16 protein-coding genes and 1 pseudogene are annotated in these 18,399 nt (G+C 48.4%); 5 read left to right on the plus strand and 12 right to left on the minus strand.

All coding sequences use genetic code 11. The features are described 5' to 3' along the window. Positions 1–24: 24 nt before the first annotated feature. Both GJ688_RS07265 and fliD read right to left on the minus strand, forming a co-directional pair. Entirely contained in the window at positions 25–807 is a 783-nt protein-coding gene (locus GJ688_RS07265; RefSeq protein WP_328597333.1) for an acyl-CoA dehydratase activase, read from the minus strand. A 212-nt stretch (positions 808–1,019) separates the two neighbouring features. Then, the gene (fliD, locus tag GJ688_RS07270; protein ID WP_155475886.1) at positions 1,020–2,321 is read right to left on the minus strand and encodes a flagellar filament capping protein FliD; all 1,302 of its coding nucleotides are present in this window, start codon (positions 2,319–2,321) and stop codon (positions 1,020–1,022) included. Between the two features lie 268 nt (positions 2,322–2,589). On the opposite strand from fliD, the gene GJ688_RS07275 reads away from it, so the two are divergent. Beyond that, entirely contained in the window at positions 2,590–2,997 is a 408-nt protein-coding gene (locus GJ688_RS07275; protein ID WP_155475887.1) for a hypothetical protein, read from the plus strand. Positions 2,998–3,401: 404 nt separating this feature from the next. On the opposite strand, the gene GJ688_RS07280 is transcribed toward GJ688_RS07275, so the two are convergent. Next, complete coding sequence (locus GJ688_RS07280; protein WP_155475888.1) at positions 3,402–3,773, minus strand: phage holin, LLH family; 372 nt, start codon at positions 3,771–3,773, stop codon at positions 3,402–3,404. Positions 3,774–3,928: 155 nt separating this feature from the next. Continuing rightward, complete coding sequence (locus GJ688_RS07285) at positions 3,929–4,363, minus strand: hypothetical protein (protein WP_155475889.1); 435 nt, start codon at positions 4,361–4,363, stop codon at positions 3,929–3,931. A 40-nt stretch (positions 4,364–4,403) separates the two neighbouring features. On the opposite strand from GJ688_RS07285, the gene GJ688_RS07290 reads away from it, so the two are divergent. Then, positions 4,404–5,159, plus strand: a complete 756-nt coding sequence (locus GJ688_RS07290; RefSeq protein WP_155475890.1) for a YdcF family protein — start codon at positions 4,404–4,406, stop codon at positions 5,157–5,159. Between the two features lie 151 nt (positions 5,160–5,310). Here GJ688_RS07290 and GJ688_RS07295 read toward each other — a convergent pair whose 3' ends face one another. Next, positions 5,311–5,811: a nitroreductase family protein gene (locus GJ688_RS07295; protein WP_155475891.1), complete on the minus strand. Its 501-nt coding sequence runs from the start codon at positions 5,809–5,811 to the stop codon at positions 5,311–5,313. A 230-nt stretch (positions 5,812–6,041) separates the two neighbouring features. Here GJ688_RS07295 and GJ688_RS20595 point away from each other — a divergent pair, with 230 nt between their 5' ends. Beyond that, complete coding sequence (locus tag GJ688_RS20595; RefSeq protein WP_155475892.1) at positions 6,042–7,457, plus strand: copper amine oxidase N-terminal domain-containing protein; 1,416 nt, start codon at positions 6,042–6,044, stop codon at positions 7,455–7,457. A 132-nt stretch (positions 7,458–7,589) separates the two neighbouring features. Further along, positions 7,590–7,676: pseudogene (locus GJ688_RS07305) on the plus strand (YjbQ family protein); the annotation flags it as partial. Positions 7,677–7,794: 118 nt separating this feature from the next. Here GJ688_RS07305 and GJ688_RS07310 read toward each other — a convergent pair. Then, positions 7,795–9,660, minus strand: a complete 1,866-nt coding sequence (locus GJ688_RS07310) for a hypothetical protein (RefSeq protein WP_155475893.1) — start codon at positions 9,658–9,660, stop codon at positions 7,795–7,797. Positions 9,661–9,756: 96 nt separating this feature from the next. Further along, positions 9,757–11,526 carry a YcdB/YcdC domain-containing protein gene (locus GJ688_RS07315; RefSeq protein ID WP_155475894.1) on the minus strand — a complete coding sequence of 590 codons (1,770 nt, stop codon included), beginning with the start codon at positions 11,524–11,526 and terminating at the stop codon, positions 9,757–9,759. A 303-nt stretch (positions 11,527–11,829) separates the two neighbouring features. Here GJ688_RS07315 and GJ688_RS07320 point away from each other — a divergent pair, with 303 nt between their 5' ends. Then, entirely contained in the window at positions 11,830–13,020 is a 1,191-nt protein-coding gene (locus GJ688_RS07320; RefSeq protein ID WP_170291768.1) for an acyltransferase, read from the plus strand. A gap of 139 nt (positions 13,021–13,159) precedes the next feature. Here the strand turns inward: GJ688_RS07320 and cybH are convergent, their stop codons facing one another. From cybH to hypE, 5 genes are all read right to left on the minus strand, one after another. Continuing rightward, positions 13,160–13,843, minus strand: coding sequence for a Ni/Fe-hydrogenase, b-type cytochrome subunit (gene cybH / locus GJ688_RS07325; RefSeq protein ID WP_155475896.1), 684 nt, complete (start codon positions 13,841–13,843; stop codon positions 13,160–13,162). A gap of 12 nt (positions 13,844–13,855) precedes the next feature. Next, positions 13,856–15,592 carry a nickel-dependent hydrogenase large subunit gene (locus GJ688_RS07330; protein WP_155475897.1) on the minus strand — a complete coding sequence of 579 codons (1,737 nt, stop codon included), beginning with the start codon at positions 15,590–15,592 and terminating at the stop codon, positions 13,856–13,858. Positions 15,593–15,618: 26 nt separating this feature from the next. Next, complete coding sequence (locus tag GJ688_RS07335; RefSeq protein WP_170291769.1) at positions 15,619–16,716, minus strand: hydrogenase small subunit; 1,098 nt, start codon at positions 16,714–16,716, stop codon at positions 15,619–15,621. Between the two features lie 294 nt (positions 16,717–17,010). Beyond that, on the minus strand, positions 17,011–17,289 hold the full coding sequence (locus GJ688_RS07340) for a hypothetical protein (protein WP_155475899.1): 279 nt from the start codon (positions 17,287–17,289) through the stop codon (positions 17,011–17,013). Positions 17,290–17,365: 76 nt separating this feature from the next. Further along, positions 17,366–18,385, minus strand: coding sequence for a hydrogenase expression/formation protein HypE (hypE, locus tag GJ688_RS07345; RefSeq protein ID WP_155475900.1), 1,020 nt, complete (start codon positions 18,383–18,385; stop codon positions 17,366–17,368). Between the last annotated feature and the right edge of the window lie 14 nt (positions 18,386–18,399).

The following is an 18,399-nucleotide window of genomic DNA, read 5'->3' on the forward strand; positions in this document are numbered from 1 at the left end:
TTATCGCTATGTAAAGTAGATTCATTATGCTTTTTCCCAGGCGATCAAAGCCGCCCCTAAAGCACCCGCATAGGGAGAATGTTCATTCACTTCTACCGGTCGTTTCAACTCTTTCTCTAAGGCCACCCGGATCGCTTCGTTTCGGGAAACGCCGCCTGTAAACAACAGAGGGCCATCTCCATCAAAGCGGGCAATCATCGCAGCCACTCGCCTTGCTACCGAATGGTGCAACCCAGCTACGATCGCCTTTCGGTCAACGCCTCGGTTGATTAAGCCGATGACCTCTGATTCAGCAAAAACGGTGCACATGGCATTGATCGGTTGCGGCGACACCTCCTCCCCGCCCGCATAAGCGCCGAGTTCAGACACGTCCAAGCCCAGCGCATGAGCCATGACACTTAAAAACCGTCCGGTCCCGGCAGCACACTTGTCATTCATCACAAAGTCGAGGACTCTTCCTTTAGGCCCGACCTGTATTCCTTTGGCATCTTGCCCGCCGATATCAATCACCAGTTCCACACCGGGCCGCAAGTAGGCTGCGCCACGGCTATGACAGGCAATCTCAGTGACCGTCGTATTCAAAAAAGGCAGGTTCACCCGCCCATAGCCGGTGCCACAGATATGCCTCAGGTCTCCCCGGGAGATGGTCCATTCCCTCAAGGCCTGATCCAGCATCTGATGGGTCACTTCTGCCGGACTCCATCCGGTGGGCTGCTGCCAGAAGCCCATCTGTTGACCATCAAATATAACCAGCTTTACAGCCGTGGAGCCCGCGTCGATACCAGCAACAATATTTCGCAAAATCACCTGATACCACCTTAATGTCGATCCATCTCGATGATTAAATAGTTCGACCAAAAAACGCGCATTCCTTTTGTGCATTAACCATTCGTAAAAGCTGCCGGCTTTCCGTCAGGCGCAAAAATCCCCGACCTCTACAGGCGAGATCGGGGATTTTTACATAGATCTCTATTCAGTTATCTTTGATGGCGCGATATGCTGCTACTCACAACAGCGATTTAGAAATATCCGTTATAAAACATGCCAGAACTGTTCGTTAGCGAGTAATACAAGAGGGGATTTGCATTCATCTGATAGCTATTCAACTGTTGTTGGATCATCCAGTTCTGAGTTCCCGAATCAGAGCCCAGAGTCGCCGCACTTGTGAGCGACGTCAGCGGCATGGAGGAAACTCCTTTGGCCAGTTGCCCTTCTTTATAGGCAAATCCACCATAATCACCGATTGTACGCTTCACACGATCAGGATGATCGGTCAGTGCTTCAGAAAGTTTATCGGCATCAACCGCCAGGGAACCGTCTGCCCGCAAATCAATTCCTATATCTTCAAGGTTTAAGCGGTTTTCTTTTACAGCACCGATCACACTTTGGGACAGGCTGCTCTTGACTACATCTTGGTTGTCTTTCAACGTATTCACCGTTTTGTTATATACCGTGACCAAATCGTTAATGGCCTTTTTGATAGCTGTTGTATCCTGTCCCACCTTCACGGTGACGTCCTCAGTGGTGACCGCTTTCAGCGTCAAGGATATCTTGCCTCCGTTAAGGGAGACCGTATTGCTTTGACCGGTTACGGCAGTTCCGTCTACGGTGTACTTTGCGTCCTGGGCGGAAGTTGTTTTGATATTGGCTCCGCTGTTGGCGACAAGGTTACCTTGGACATCGTTTATGGTAAAGATGTTGTCCGTTCCGGTTTTGTTGGCAGTCAATACGATTTGGCTCTTGGTCACACCACCCGATGTGGTATCGACCACTTTCGCCGTAATTCCTGTATTGGCTTCGTTGATCGACGTAGCCATCTTTTGGAGGGTCGTCTTCGTGGTATCACTATTGCCTACATCGGTCGTCAAGGTATGGGTCTTTCCGTTGATATTCAAAGCAAAAACATTCTTTTGGATCGCAAAGCCGGCGGTGGCAGCCGTCGTCGAGGACTGCATTTGCGTACCTTTATTTTGCTGTGCTACGGCTACTTGCGTTACACCCACTTTGTAGATCGCAGCCGTCGTCTTATCGACAGCCGTACCCGTGAGAGCCGTTGAACCTCCTGTATCAACCACCCGCTTGTCGAAGACGTTACCGGCTTTATTGGAGGTCAGCTGATCCGCTTTGCTTCCCAGTTCAGCAAAACGCTCCCGTGTATCCTTCAGCGCACTCGTCACTTTATTCTTCAACGAGTCTAAACTGGAATAAGGATTGTAATAGTTATACGGATTGAATCGATTCTTGGTAACCGTGGGAGCATAGGTCGATTGGGGTTTCCAAATTGAACTTATTCCCCCGTAATAACCGACTGCTCGAAACATATGGGACACCTCCTTGTAGACGGAAGAGGCGAAAAGGCGTCAACCTTATATCTGTTTGCTGGTCAACTGGATGGGATATCCTTCTACCTTCTATATCGATTATCTCACCTTTCCCCTTAAGAGTAAATTCGTCCATGGTCTCAATTCCGCTTCGTACAGCTTATTCTTGCAATAAATCTTTTGAATCATCTTCCAAAAAGAATAAAAACCTTTAATTCCCTGTTTGATTATGTTATTAATATCCTAAGGGAATCTAATGGAGGAGTGTATGGCCTTGCAACTTCACAACTGTTCCCGATGCGAGCGGGTTTTTATCGGCATCAGCGGTAAGCTTTGTCCAGAGTGTGTCAAAAAACAAGACGCCGCCTTGGAAAAGGTTCGCGATTACCTGTACGATCATCCTGGTGCGACCGTACAGGAAGTGATCGATGAGACCGGCATCGATGAAAAGAAAATCTTAGAGCTCGTAAAAATTGGGTATATCTGTTTCGAAAACTCCCTTTTGAAGTGCAGCCGTTGTGGTATAACGATCGAGCGAGGCTCTCACTGTTCTTCCTGTCAACGAGAGCTGCTTCATGGACTTCACCATGCCACCGCTTCGCTGAATAACAATGAGCAATCGCGGGCCAAGATCTTCGCCTATAACCAACTTCAGAACAAAACAACCTCCAAATAATCAGAAACAAAAAACCCCGGCCTGTTACAAAACGCCGGGGTTTCATTATTCAATCTCGCTAAAAGCGACAATCCATGAGCCCATCCTTTAGATTCGATTAGTCCTCAAAGTCGTCTACCGCATGGGGGTCGCTGACTAGCTTCAGGAACAACATCCAAAAGCAAAGCAACAAGTTCAACAGCCACAATGAATCCATGGTGAATCCCTCTTTCTTCCTCAACGGGGGCTTTCGCCCTGACACCGGTACAACAGGCAGTTGCTTTGTTGCTCTACAGGCTTACGCAAAGCATTGAATATCTATTTGTCTACCTATTTTTAAACTTAACAGATCTGTTTAACCTTTGCAAGTATGTTGTGCAGAAAATGTCGAATAAAAGAAGAAGCAACCTTCAACACGCACAAATCTAGGGCGTTTTTCGGACCGACTCTTTCAGGGAAGCGATCAGTCCCTTCTTTTTCGCTTCTTCGTAAGCAAATTCGATGACACTTTTCATTTCTTCTTTGGACCGTAGAATCCCCTTATTCTCGAGGGTCTTCCCCAGATGCTTCAGTGCCATTTCGAACTGCTCATCACCAGAAAGGTGTCCATACCGATTTCGTGCATAGACGACCGCCGACAGAGCCAAGTTCCCCACTGTTTGTCGTTCCTGTTCAGTGGTAACCGTTTTCATGTAATCCATCGCGGCTGGACCGAAATTCCGGGTAAGATAGGTGGTGACGACGATCACTCCGAAGACGATCACATACAATCCGATCAGCAACAAATCGACGTTCAAGCTTTCAACTCCTTTCTTTTCCTCTCCAGATCATCTCTCTCCCGCCTTATCCGATTCGGGCTATTATATATATAGAGATGTTTTGCTTTTTGTGATAATCGTGGTATAAAATAACAATACCCACATCGCCTAAATCAGTGGGTATTTTAATAATTTTATACATATTTTTCCTTATCGTTGTTTCTGTCTTTTTCCCGTTTATCTCTTTTTCGAATCAACCCGATGATCGTTCGAAAAACTACAACAAGCGCCATGTATACGGCAAAGAGTACGAGATAACCAGCGATACCGGCGATCACATCTGTCGTTTCCATATTTCCACGTCCGGTGATCTTCTGCTCTACCTCTATAGCGACGGCCATGACGATGACAAAAAAGGTGGTAAAAAAGAAGGAGACTGTCGCTAACCCCCATTGGGCGAGATATTTAAAGAGGCTGTTGACAACCAAAAATATACAGATTCCTGCGAAGCCAATAATCCAAAAATGCAATTCTGTGTCGCTAAGATGTTTCCCGACCCCGTGGAACTTTAGAATCGCATCATGAATAGTATTGATGATGCCGGAAAACTCCATCAGCAGAGACTTCAAAAAACCACCTTCCTTCAATTATCGTAAAGGAGCCCCTACTATGCTGTTCTTGATTAAATTTCTATACAGCTTTTTGCTGCCGCCGGGACTTTTCGTGGTCATCCTGTTGTTTATTTCAGCCTGGAATTTTTACCGCCGGAAAAAGAGTTCGGCCTATATATCCATATGGCTGGCTTTTTTGATCTACGCCCTTTCCATGCCCATCATAGGCGATCTCTTTATCCGTTCCTTGGAAAGCCGTTTCACACCGCCTGCTTCAGTGAATGGGGATGTGATTGTCCTGCTCGGCGGTGGCGCCACGTCTGATACACCTGATGTCGATGGGGTGGGCCAGTTAACAGGTTCTAGCGCGAATCGTATGCTGACGGCGGCCCGCCTGCATCGGCAGACGGGTCTTCCTATCATTTTATCGGCTGGTCAGGTTTACAACGATACCGGCAATGAATCGCTGATTGCCCAGCGGCAGTTGATCACTTTAGGCATTCCGGAAGATAAGCTCATCGTCGAGGGGAACAGCCGAAACACCGAAGAAAATGCTCGTTTTACAAAGAGTCTTCTCGATGAAAAGGGATTTTCTCGACCCTTGCTGGTCACATCGGCTTTTCACATGGAACGGGCTGTGCTTAACTTCGAAAAGGTCGGTATAACTGTTCAACCTTATCCGACGGACTATAAAACAAATGCAGGTAGCATCTTTTACCTCAATAAGCTGGCTCCATCGGCAGATACATTGTCAAATGTGAGTCTCGCGAGCAAAGAATATCTCGGGATATTGGCGATAAACCTGGGACTCTAGCACCCTTTCTCCCCTATAGAAAAATGAAGCATCCCTCTGGGTTGAGCCCCATCGGATTGCTTCATTTTTTGTCTATTTTTAGTATATCCTATTTTTGGTTTGCTGTGTTCACTATTCGCTTTGAAATTGCTGATAAAATCTCTTCCCCCTATTACCAGCGGTCCTTATGGATACGTTTAGGATTAAAGCGATTCGCGGGAGGAAGTTGCTCCGCTGGATATCCTAGGGGGATGAGCGCGAGAGGAATCACCTGTTCCGGTATACCGAGGAGATCTCGTAGTGCCTTGACCCGGCCTTCTTCTGGATAAAGGCCGACCCAAACCGCTCCAAGTCCTTTGGCTTGCGCCGCAACTAGGATATTTTGTGTCGCTGCAGAACAGTCTTGCACCCAGAAACCTTTATACTTTTCTAAAGTCTCATCTCCGCAGACTAAAATAGCCAAGGGAGCTTGCTTAACCATCCCCGCATAGGGATGAAACTTAGGGATTTCATCAAGTAGTTGCCGGTCTTTGATCACAATGAAGTGCCATGGTTGTTCATTGCCGGCAGAAGGCGCACTCATAGCCGCTTCCAACAGTTCTTTGACCAATTCATCAGCTACGGGTTGGTCCGTGTACGTCCGGACACTTCGGCGGGAAAGAATGGCGTCCATGTACCCATCTCCTTATGTTTAGATGCTAATTGACAAGCCAAGTGATTTCTCGAACTATCCCACGAATATTAGTTTCTATCACTACAGGAAATATCCTGCAACAGTCCATCGCCTCCTAGGACCCTAGTCTATTTTTTAATAAAACAATGAATGATATACTTTTACCCATAAACAAGAAAAAAAGAAATGTTATCGCTTTAACGCTCTAGTTATAACAAGGAGGTATCGAAATGAACATTCGTAAAGGCTTCGTCGTGGCTCTAACTGTTTTTAGCCTGCTCACTGTACAAACCACCATGGCTATGGCCAAAAATGGTGGTGGTCATGGCGGCGGGAATAGTTCCTCTGGAAAAAGCCAAAGCCAATCCACCGCTGTAAAATCAAGTTCCAATGCTTCTACCGCTTCGAAGTCCACGATAAACAAACAAACCAAAAATGCGAAAAAGACAGGTGAAGGTGCAACTCATCCTAGTCTCAAAGGATTGAATCGGGCCTACCTCAATGCTTCTCAAAATGGAGCAAGTCCCCGTGCGATCGAAGTGCTGAAACAGTTGATTGAGAGCCGAGGCGGAACCGTTCCGGTTCCAGACGATACAGGCGACACTACTGGCGGCAACACTGATACTTCCACTGGTGGTACTACCGGCAGCGGTTCCGATACTTCCACCGGCGATACTACCGATGGCGGCACCGATACTTCCAGTGGTGGTACTACCGACAGCGGTACTGGCACCTCTACTGGTGGCTCAACAGATAGCGGTACTGACACCTCTACTGGTGGCTCAACGAACAGCGGTACTCACACCTCCACTGGTGGCTCTACCAGCAGCGGTACAGAAACTTCCTCAGGCACTACTACCGACAGCGGATCCGATACCTCCACCGGCGGTACTACTGGCAGCGGTGCCGATTCTTCCAATGGCAGTTCTACGGGCAGCGGCGAAACCAGCCAAACCACTACTCCGGTTACGAATCCGGAAACCGTGGCAGACCAACTCTCCACCATCGCGGAAGACCCTGCAGCTATCGCTGCCGTTTCTCAGGACGCTGAAGTAAAAACAGAACTGCAAGCAGTAGCTTCAGCTACATTGAAATCGGTTCCTGCAATGAAACCAACCAGCCAAGCCAAAGTACTAAAGAATGTGGCCAAATTCATGCAGAAATCCGGAGATCCCATGGCTGCCGTCGATGCCCTGGAACAAGCCGCTAAAATCGATCCCAAGAATAAAGACACCATGGCCGAATTGAAAGCCGCCTGGAAATCAGCGAAAAAAGAAGGCATCAAAGTATACGTAAAAGGCCAAAAGCCGATTTTTGATGGAGTACAGCCGGTCATCGAAAACGGGCGTACATTGGTACCGGTTCGTGCGATCACAGAAGCCCTCGGCGCTACGGTTCAGTGGAATGCTGAGGAACAAAAAGTGACCATCACCCAAGACAACCAAGAGATCATCCTTACTTTGGGCTCTAACGAAGCGCTGATCAACGGCGAAAAAGTGACGATTGACGTCCCCGGAAAAGTCGTCAACAACCGCACCTTCGTCCCCCTACGCTTTATCAGTGAGACACTGAAGAAAGATGTTAGTTTCGACCCAGAAAGTCAAGTGGTCACCATCGACGAATCCACTGAATCAACCAACGAATAGCTTATAAAGGGACATACTGATTTCTCTGCTTCTAACCTTTAAGATATCCGACGGGTGCACCCGGAATATCCTGAAAATCTTTAGCGGTCCTATGCCATCAGTGGATGCCATAGGACCGCTTGTTTCATAATTGAAGATAATGCCGATGCCCACTTAAAACGAACCATCATGGGCCGCGAGGTCGTCGTGGCAGTCACTGAAGGTAAACTAGACCTCGGACCGTGAGAGCAGATTTTTTCCAATGGCAACCAAAAAGATGACTCTAGAAAAAAGCCGACCCCTCCCTCTTGTCGTGGGGGTCGGCTTTCTCTTATGGGTTTATTTCATCAACTGCCCCTTATTTTTTGTACTGTACGTAAGGGATTAATTCACCTGTGTAGGCATCGATGACACCGCTGGCCGCAGTAAAATCGGGAATATAGAAGAGACTCGGCTTAGGTGCTCTTTGGTCAAAAATTTTGGGCCAGATATACTTTTTCTCAAAAGCTAACTTCTGAAGATATGTTTCTTTGGCTTTCTCTAGCGTAACTACCGGTTTATCGAGGGGTAGTTTTTTTAAGTCGATCGGAAACGCATGGTAAGTAACAATATTTCCGGTGTACTTGTCGACGGAAACAAATCCAACCATCCCTTCAATTGGAATGCCGTTATATAACGGATTAATAAGGAACGATATTCTATCTTCCATAACATCATTCTTCGAGATTTTTGTTTTATCCACCCATTCAGGGTATTCGGGACTCGTCAATGGGACAAGGTCTATTACGCGTAAGCTTATCGTTTCCTTTGGCAAATAAGGCAGGATAAGCTGTATCGCCTTTTCTCGTGCCCTATCAATCGATATGGGCTGGGTTTTATTGTTCTTACCACCCTCTTGATAACGGATACCGACTAGACGTCCCGTGTCGGATTCTACTTCGACGGCAGCATAGCGAGGCAGTTCTGTCACTTCTTCCTTATTTCTGGAGGGATCCCTCTTCTCAATAAAATTGTAAGTGTGAATCTTAGGAATGTTTACGTTCACCGGTCCCGGTTTTTCATGTAGCTCATCGGTGATGTAATCGAGTTCGTTCAAAGGTAAACCAAATTCGGCTTTGACCTTCTTCCTAACTTCATCGACGGAGGCACAAAAAATGGCTTTTCCTTCTCCTTTGACCTGGACCGTTTTTTGCGGCGAGTCAGCTGTCGTAAAATTATAAAGCGTGGAATCCGGTTTTCCCGTAAAAGCATTTAATGGTGAGATAAATACATTCGGTTGATAGACTAAGCGCATTGGCTGACGACCTAAGACCGGATCGATCCCATTTCCGGGCTTGTTCAGATTCTCTTGCGGCATATAGAGAAGTTCCATTTTCATCTGGTCTGCGAAAGCTTTTTTTGCCGACTCTGGAGAAATGGCAGACGAAGGATCAGGGAAACGAGTCAGATCAATGTCCGTTTCTTTGGAAATGTTCATGCCAACGATATTTCCCGATCCATCCACATCAATGCTCCAAGGTCCACTGTTTTGTAAGGGGATTCCATGAATGCGCCGTTCAACAGCAACACGAGTATATCTCCATGTGATTTGTTTTCCTTCATGGCTGACACTTGAGGCGCCCCCGCCGAAAGAATCACCCACCTCATAGTCTTTCATTTGGGTTTCGAACAGCTTCTCAAAAAACTCCGTAGCTTTTTCCTTTGCCAGGGAAGGGCTTGGATCTTCCAAACTGGCCCAGGACGGGTTTTGCAAGTGGAAAGATTGAGGGCTACCATCTTTATCGTCGAAGGTAAAAGATACTTGGTATGCAACGGGACGGTCTTTTTCAGTTGCTCTCGGATCTATGTAGTGAACATACCATACTCTTGCTGCTTGACCGCTCTCTTCTTGATAGCTCGCTTCATGTTGCAGGTATAGTAATTTCATCTGATTAAGTTCCGGATAGAACTGGGAGATTTTTGCGATAAATTCATCCATTTTCTTTTGAACCGGCCCCGGAGGTGTCTCCCTTTCTGGTGCCTGCCCTTCCATTTGGGAAGCGGTAGCTCTCGTTTCACTACCCGTAGATGCTCCAACTTGATTTTCCATTGCCAAAGCCGATTTAGCTTCCACTCCCGCTGGTGTATTGCCATATGCGGCAGTGGTCATTAACCCCGCCATAACTACGCCAGCGGTAAGCACACGAAACGACTTGCCGGACAACTGAGACAGAGGTAACTTCATTCATCATTCTCCTCACTTGTTTTTGCTTAAACGAGCCAAAGAAATCGCCACTTCCTTTTTTCGAGTCTGCTTGGACTACGCTTTGAGGTATACCGTCTATTCTCCTTTATCGTTCTGATGGATCATCGTACCTGTGAATGCGTCGACGATGCCCCCCGTCATGATCCAATCGGGTCGATAAATGAGGCTGGGTTTCGGTGCCCACTGCCCCAAATACTCGGGCCAGGTATAGTACATTTCTAGGTGACAATTGTCCAGCGCAGCTTTTTTGGCTACTTCCTTCGACACGATATTCATCACATCAGGCAGCTTGGAAAGTTCCGGCAGAGATAATAAAAGAGATGTAACCTGTCCAGTGTATTTATCCAGGCTGATCGATGCGTTCATACTCTCTACGGGAATCCCTTGATGGATCAATGTGAAGCCGTAGGTATAGTTGTTTACGTCTAAAATATGCTTTGGAATCTTGTCGGTATCGACCCATTCGGGATGCTTGAAAATAGATGGATCACTGAGATCCGTTAGCTCCATGTCATAGTTTCCCTTCGGAATATAGCGGCCGATCACATCTAACGCCTTTGCTCGTGCTTTCTCTACTGGAAAAGAGGTTATTCTACTACTGTCCGTTGGCTTGCCGTAAGCACTGAAACCGACGATACGGCCAGTATCAGATTCGATCGTAAGGGAGATAGACAGTTCATCTTCTTTTTCACCCTGTTCCCCACCGTTTTTCTCGGACTTACTAGTCCAAAAATACCGTTGACGATGGGGTTGAGTATTTTCTTCTCGCCGGACATCGATAGAGCGGTTTTCTTCTAAGCCTTCTATATTTAAACCAAATTCTCTGGCTAGGACCTGAAGTCCCTTCGCCGCCGTAGGTGCGGTTAGAACTTGTCCTTTTCCTTGAATGTGCACCACTTGTTCATTGGGCTTGCCATCTTCCAAATGAGCCGTAGTGGCTTTGCCGGTGATGGCGTCGATACTCCCAGGGTAGTTTAAGACATAAACCGGGTGAAAGGTTTTTCGGCCCATAATCGGTAAGGTCGACGGCAGGCTCTTTTGCTGCATCAAGTCGATGAGTTCTTGTGGTACGTACTGAAGGTTCACCGCCAGGTTATCGGAGAACACTTTTTTAGCTGCCTCTGCGGAAATGGCCTCTATCGGATTGGGAAAGTCTTTTGCATCAAAGTTGTTTCGCCCATCGCTATGGAAGCCAAAAACACGTCCAGTCCCGTCCACTGCAACGGAATAGGTAGATTCCAGCAAGGGAATACCGTTGTAAAGCCGGTGAAATTCAATCATTTTCATCTGGTTGTTTTCAAAGAATTCTCTGGCTTGATACTCTTGGACCGGCATACCCAAACCCTGCAAAAATTCAGACGCCTTAGCTTTGGCCAGATCCCATGTTGGCGCATGAAGGCTCTCTTTCTGCCAAGGAGGGCTGTTCCATTCGAAGGAGATTAGACTGCCCTCTTTCCCATCCAAGACAAAGACCGCTTGATTGCTCGGAATAGCACTGTCATCCTTTCCCCCTTCTTCTGCTACCCCTTGTTCCCCATATGTCCACTCCCAAGTGCTCTCATGACCGTTGAATTTGAGATAATTGGGAACTTCCCGGTGATAAACCTTCGACTGGAGCTGTAGTTGCTTGAACTCCGGGTACACCGTAGAGATTTTAGCGATGATTTTTCCCATCTGGGACTCGACTTGAGGTGACCCTTGTTCGACCGGATTCGCCATAGTCACAGTTTGGGAAGTCTTACCGGATTCTGCTGACCAGGCCGGTAATGTTCCCGTCGCAATTGCCGATAGGACAACCCCAGTAGCGATGATCATCTGCGCTGATTTTCCTTTTATCCTGTCCACTAAATACAAAACCTCCCGTCTGTTCTAGAGAAATTGAACCCTATTCATGTAGGCCTGTGCAAAAGGAAGAGCAAATCACTACCCACATACAGAAAAGAACAAAAGTTGAATGTACTAATTTACAGGAAACCACATCCTAAATATAGACGTTTCTGTATTTGAAATGGTTGCAAATAATTCTCCTTTCGACGATTCGAAAGGAGATCTCAAAATGAAGTATAAAGCGGTTCCCTTGATATGATATACTTGGAAAATCGAAAGCCTATTCATCGGATATTTATAAGTATTCAGGGGAGAGCCGCGTTGAAAACGAAAGCATATTTAGAGGAAGTCCAAATCCTGCGGGGGCTTGCATTCATCGGGGTGGCTTTTCAGCATACGCTGGGACCCTTTATGAATCAACAGGGGTTAGGTAAATCGGACGCTATCCTACTCACTATACTTTTCAATCTCGCCAAATTCGCAGTGCCCCTGTTCGTCTTTATGACGGGGATGGTTATTTTTTATAATTACTATGACACGTTAGAGTACCCCAAGTTTATTGTACGACGAACGAAAGAGGTCATCATCCCTTACCTGGTCTGGTCACTCATCTATGTATTCCACGGAGTTCCTTTTCCACAAGACTTTCTGTTGTTTATCAAAGATGTGTCCCAAAAAATACTGACCGGTTCCACCTACTATCACTTATGGTTTCTCGTCATGATCTACCAGTTTTACATAGTCTATCCTTGCTTTCGAAGCGTCGCCAAACAGTTAGAACCGCGCCTGCGTAGCGAAAAATCCCTCATCCTGCTTATGGTATCCCTTGGAGCGGTATATTTGGGGCTGACGTGGCTCTCCTCTTCCGTCATCCCTCGCTTGGACAACCTTGGCGGTATGCCACAGTTCTGGTCGTTCTTTTCCGAGTACCGCGATCGTACCTTCATTTTCTGGTTCTTCTATTTCGTCCTCGGCGGTCTTGCCGGCCTCACTGTGAACCAATGGCGAAACTGGGTGGAGAAAACCTTTCTGGCGAACAGCCTCCTCTGCCTGCTGCTTTTCACACGGGTGACCTATGAAATGTGGATGCAATCCTATCCAACCCCCGCTGGATATGTGGTCAATTTTAATGTGTCGACATCATTAAAGCCGTCTATGGCTCTTTTCTCCATCAGTGCGATCATCTTTCTCTACGGCTTGACGCTGCGCTGGACCCAAAAGAGCAACCGAGTTATGGAGTATCTTGATCGGTTAGGGAAACATTCCTTTGGCGCCTACTTAGTGCACGCCTTGACCTTGGAATATACGGCACGGGTGGTTTATAAGTTTATGCAACCCCTCGCCATCACCCCGAAGATCGTCATCATCCTCGCCGGTTGTGTAATCTGCGCCTATTATTTCTCCGTCCTCATCAGTCAGACCCCTTTGGCCGCTTATGTCGTCGGTTCGGGAGCAAAACGAAAAAACTCTTCCTCCGGTCCAAATGTTCCTCGTTCCACACCGTCAATGTAGCCGGTTTAATTGTTGCAAACAGTCCGATAAGCAAGAAAAGCCCTGCTCTATCCATTTGCGGTAGAACAGGGCTTTTCTATATTTAGCATCGCCGAAGAAGACATTCCTCTTTTTGCTGGCCTAAACCAAGAACAACGGATTAATCTTCACAGTGAAATTTATATCCGCTGATCATGGACGATAAAGTGCCGTTGCGAGCAAACATATCATGCCGGAGGGCTAGGTACAGGTGGGTAACGACGAAGGCTACGATTCCCCACGCCATCATCCGGTGCAGCATGTGCACGTTGAAGCTGGGGCCTAAGACGTTGAAGACGAATTGTAAATGTCCAAAGAAACCGTTCGGGTGAAGTTCCCCGTACATGGCAAACCCCGTCAAGGCCATAAAGACGGAGCCTACCATGATGAATCCAAAATAGGCTAGGTTCGCCACCGGATTGTGGCCTAAGTACTCATCTTTATGGTGCTTGAGAAAGAGATAGCTGAGCAATACATCAAAAAATTCGGCCCAGAAGGCTTTCTGCCAAGGCCAGTAGTGGCTGCGGGCATACTGGTTACCTACAAAGGCCCAATAGAGCCGAAAGAGGTAGTTCGCCATAAACAGGTAACCAAAAGCGATATGGATCATAAAGGCGTATCCCATGAAGAAGTTGGTCGCTGCTTCACCGGTGACGACGGTCGGACGTAAGAGGGGATTTCCAATATAAAGACCCGTTATCATCAGAAGAACAATGGAGAGGGCGTTCACCCAGTGGTAGATCCGCACCGGCAGTTCCCAGACGTAAACTGTACGCAGGCATTTCAGATTCTTCATGTCCTTCATACCGGTCCCTCCTTAGCGCAGGATTTCGACCTTGGTCGTCTCCTGGGTTTCCGTATCGACGAGGTGAGCGGCACAAGCCAAGCATGGGTCAAAGGAATGGACCGTCCGCAGCAGTTCCAAGGGCTGATCCTGCTTGACCATGGGGGTTCCGATCAGTGAAGCCTCATAGGCGCCAATTTGACCTTTATGATCTCTCGGCGAAGCATTCCAGGTACTGGGTACGATACACTGGTAGTTTGCGATTCTCCCGTCTTTGATGTGTACCCAGTGGCTCAAGGCGCCGCGAGGTGCTTCCGTGAACCCTACACCCTTGCACTCTTTCTCCCAAGTGGCTGGCTCCCACTTTTCGGCATTAAAGGTTCTTTGGTCACCGGACTTTACATTAGCGATGAGTTCGTTGAAGAATCGCTTCATCCAATGGGCACAAAGCTTCGACTCAATGGCACGTGCTGCCGTCCGACCGAGTGTCGAGAACAGGGCTTCCGGACCCACGCCCAGACCCTTGAGGACTGTATCCACTTCCTCTTTCACGAGAGGGTGGGCGATGGCATCTTTTTTGGCGTAGTTCATAAGGATACGAGCGAGGGGGCCCACCTCCATAGGATGGCCTTTCCAGCGCGGCGATTTGATCCAAGAGTAGGCTTTATCGTAATTACCGGACTCATCGAGAGTCTCATAAGGCGGCTTGGGGCCGGTGTATTTGAGTTTCGTCTCCCCTTCCCAAGGATGAAGACCGCTTTTCGAGTTTTCGTACCAGGAGTGATCCGTGTATTCCAGAATCTCTTGTGGATCTCGGGGATTGATCTCAAGAACTTCCGAGAGATTCCGATTGAGAATCGCACCCCGCGGAAAGAGAAATCCTAACGGGTCATGGTTGCTGGCCGTCGAAAAATCACCGAAGCAGAGGTAATTTCCTAAGCCTCCACCATAGGCGGCCGTATCTTTGTAGAAGGAAGCGATAGCCAGCACATCGGGAACGTATACCTGTTCGACAAATTCTAGAGCTTCGTCGATCAGTTTGCCCACGAGGTTGAATTTCTCAATATTGAGGGCGTTATCACCGTCAATGTTGATGGCGGAGGCCATACCGCCGACAAGGTAGTTCGGATGGGGGTTCTTTCCACCAAAGACGGTGTGGATTTTGACGATCTCTTTTTGCCAATCGAGCGCTTCCAGGTAGTGGGCAACAGCCATTAAGTTTGCTTCCGGAGGCAGCTTATAAGCTGGGTGACCCCAATAGGCATTGGCGAAGATCCCGAGTTGACCGCTATTGATAAACGTCTTCAATTTGTTCTGTACGTCGCGGAAATAGCCTGCTGTCGATTTTGGCCATCGGGAGATGCTTTGGGCCAGTTGGGCCGTCTGGTTCGGATCAGCCTGCAACGCGTTAGGGATATCGACCCAGTCCGGTGCATGTAGGTGATAAAAATGGACCAGGTGATCATGGATATGAATAACGGCAAACATGATATTACGGATTAGTTCAGCATTTTTCGGGATGCTTATCTTCAAGGCATCTTCGACGGCCCGTACCGATGTGAGGGCGTGGGTAGTGGTACAGACTCCGCAGATGCGTTGCACTAAGGCCCAAGCGTCCCGAGGGTCTCGGTTCTGGAGGATGATCTCCAAACCCCGGATCATGGTGCCGCTGCTCATGGCATCGATAATTTTTCCGCCTTCCACCTTGGCTTCGATGCGCAGGTGGCCTTCAATCCGGGTAATGGGATCTACGACGATCCGTTCTGCCATTGATTGTTTTCCTCCCTAGTTATTTCTTACCGATCCTTTTCGGTTTCTTTTTTCTCAAGGGATTTCTTCGTGACGGCGGAAAGGCCAGCGTGTACGGCGACACCCGCGATGGCAGCACCGACGGCAGTAGCTCCGAATGTATCGACGTTCACGCCAATCTTCAGGCCGGGTACTTCGGAGAGATGGTTGTACATGGACTGGCCGCCGTTGTTGTCCCAAAAGCCAGTTTCAGAGCAGCCGATACAAGGATGACCGGATTTAATGGGGTAGCTCAGGCCGCCGTTCCACTGCAGGTTTGAACAGGAGTTGTAGGTATTCGGCCCTTTGCAGCCCATTTTGTATAGGCACCAGCCTTCTTTTGACCCTTGATCATCGAAAGATTCCACAAACATACCTGCGTCAAAATAGGCTCTTCGGTTGCACTTGTCATGGATGCGATGGCCATAGAAAGCCTTGGGCCGGCCTTGACTGTCCAGTTCAGGGAGCCGCTCAAAAGTGAGCACATGGGTGATGACACCAGCCATTACTTCGGCGATGGGCGGGCAACCCGGGACATTGACAATTGGTTTATCGGTGATGATCTTCTGAACCGGCACAGCACCGGTGGGATTGGGATGCGCTGCTTGAACACAACCATTGACAGCGCAGGAGCCCCAGGCGATGATAGCCTTAGCATGTTTGGCTTCTTCTTTCAGGACATCGAGAGCGCTCCGACCGCCTAAGCAACAGTAGATTCCGCCGTCATTCGTCGGGATGGCCCCTTCAACGGCTAATATGTAATTCCCTTTGTTTTCTTCCATGACTTTACGTGCCGTTTCTTCTGCCTGATGGCCTGCTGCCGCCATGAGCACCTCGTCATAGTCGAGGGAGATCATGTTGAGAATGATGTCCGTTGCCAGAGGGTGCTGGGTTCGAGTAAACGATTCAGTACAGCAGGTGCACTCCTGAAAATGACGCCAGATGACTGGTAGACGTTTTTTCGTTTCCAGGGCTTCGGCGATGGTAGCGCTCGCACCGGCACCTAATCCTAGAGAGGCAGCCATGACCGTGCAGAATTTGAGGAAATCCCTGCGATTCACACCCCGGTTCTGCAAGTGCTGATAAAAGGTCCCTCGGGTTTCCACCAAAAATCACCCCTATAAATTCCAATTTTTCTGATAACGTTAAGCGAGAAAAACCAAATAACTCGGTTCGCATCATCCAAGGGAGTATTTTTTATTAATAATTAATACTCCTCCTCGAAATCATCTTACCCTACCCCGTGTATACTGACAAGTAATTTTTATCACTTGTCATAAATTGTTGATTCGACATATATCGTGCTAGTTCCTTTTTTTCCGTTACCAGTTTTTTCTCTACAAATAATAAGCCCCGTTCTATCGAACACTATGATAGAACAGGGCTTTCTTCGTTAACGTCTATTTGACTGGATTAAACAGGGTGACCGTCGGCATTGTTCGCTGCTCCGCTTCAGCCTGTTGCTGTTCCACAGCTTCCAGCGCTTTGGCGGCCAGCTTTTCCGCTTCTTTCAACATCAATGTCATCTCGTCGAGCAGTTCGGCCACAATCTTATCTTGGCGGTACTCCCGCAGGTATTTCGCCACATCCTGACTGTCGTGGAAAAGCCGGTGATTTCGGCCCTTTAACTGCCGGATGATGAGTTGAATTTCGTTCGAAAAGGTCCCCGGTGTGCACATGTTCCCGTCCTCCTTGAATCTAGAATGCCTCAAGGTTGGTTATTGACGTCCTCCTTAGACAGAGGCTACGTTTAGATCAGCAGATTCGCGGCAGCGGATCACCCGCCAGCATATCGAGGATCCGGTGCCCCCCTAGAGGAGTCCGTAAATATACCTGTCCTGTCCCTTCGCTGACACGTCCGATGATAGCCCCATCGCGACCAAGTGGATGTTCGCCCATGATCGCCAGGACTGCCTCTGCCGCTTCCGGTGACACCACAACAAGCACTTTGCCTTCGTTGGCCAGATAGAGCGGATCGAGTCCAAGCAGCTCTGCGGCTCCTTGTACCTCTTCACGCAGCGGCAGCGACGATTCATCGAGATAGATGTCACGGCCTGTAGATAGGGCAATCTCCTTGAGCGTTGTCGCCACGCCGCCCCGGGTCGGGTCGCGCATGAATTTGACGGCGCTAGTTGCCTCAGGAACACGTTCCAGCAGGGTTTCAATGAGCCCGTTCAACGGGGCACAGTCGCTCTGTACGGGGGTATCAAAAGTCAGACCTGCTCGTTTGGACAAGATGGCTAAACCATGATCGCCCACAAATCCGTTGATCAGAATGACATCGCCGGGAGCGATGCGATGGTAACCGAAGTCCCGGCCCACAGGCAGGACACCGATACCGGTGCTATTGATATAGATCCCGTCGCCATGGCCTTTCTCCACCACTTTCGTGTCTCCAGCCACAACTGCTACGCCGGCAGCTTCTGCCGCCTGCGCCAAGGAATGGACGACTTGATCTAACTCGTTGATGAGCAGACCCTCTTCTAATATAAAGCCGACACTCAGATAGAGCGGACGAGCACCCGATACAGCTACGTCGTTCACTGTGCCGGCCACGGCCAGTTTACCGATATCGCCGCCGGGAAAGAAGATGGGATTGACAACAAAGGAATCTGTCGACATGACCATCGGACCATTCGGCTGAGGAAGTAAAGCGCCATCGGTGAGACCGTGCAAGGTAGGATGGGGAAAATGGCGTAAAAAAAGTTCTTGTACTAAGCGATGGGTTAAGGCGCCGCCATCGCCATGAGCCAGCATAATCCGTTTATCGGCCATAATCCTCCCTCTTT

Origin of the sequence: Heliobacterium mobile (genome assembly GCF_009720735.1) — a bacterium.
GTDB classification, from domain to species: Bacteria; Bacillota; Desulfitobacteriia; order Heliobacteriales; family Heliobacteriaceae; genus Heliobacterium; species Heliobacterium mobile.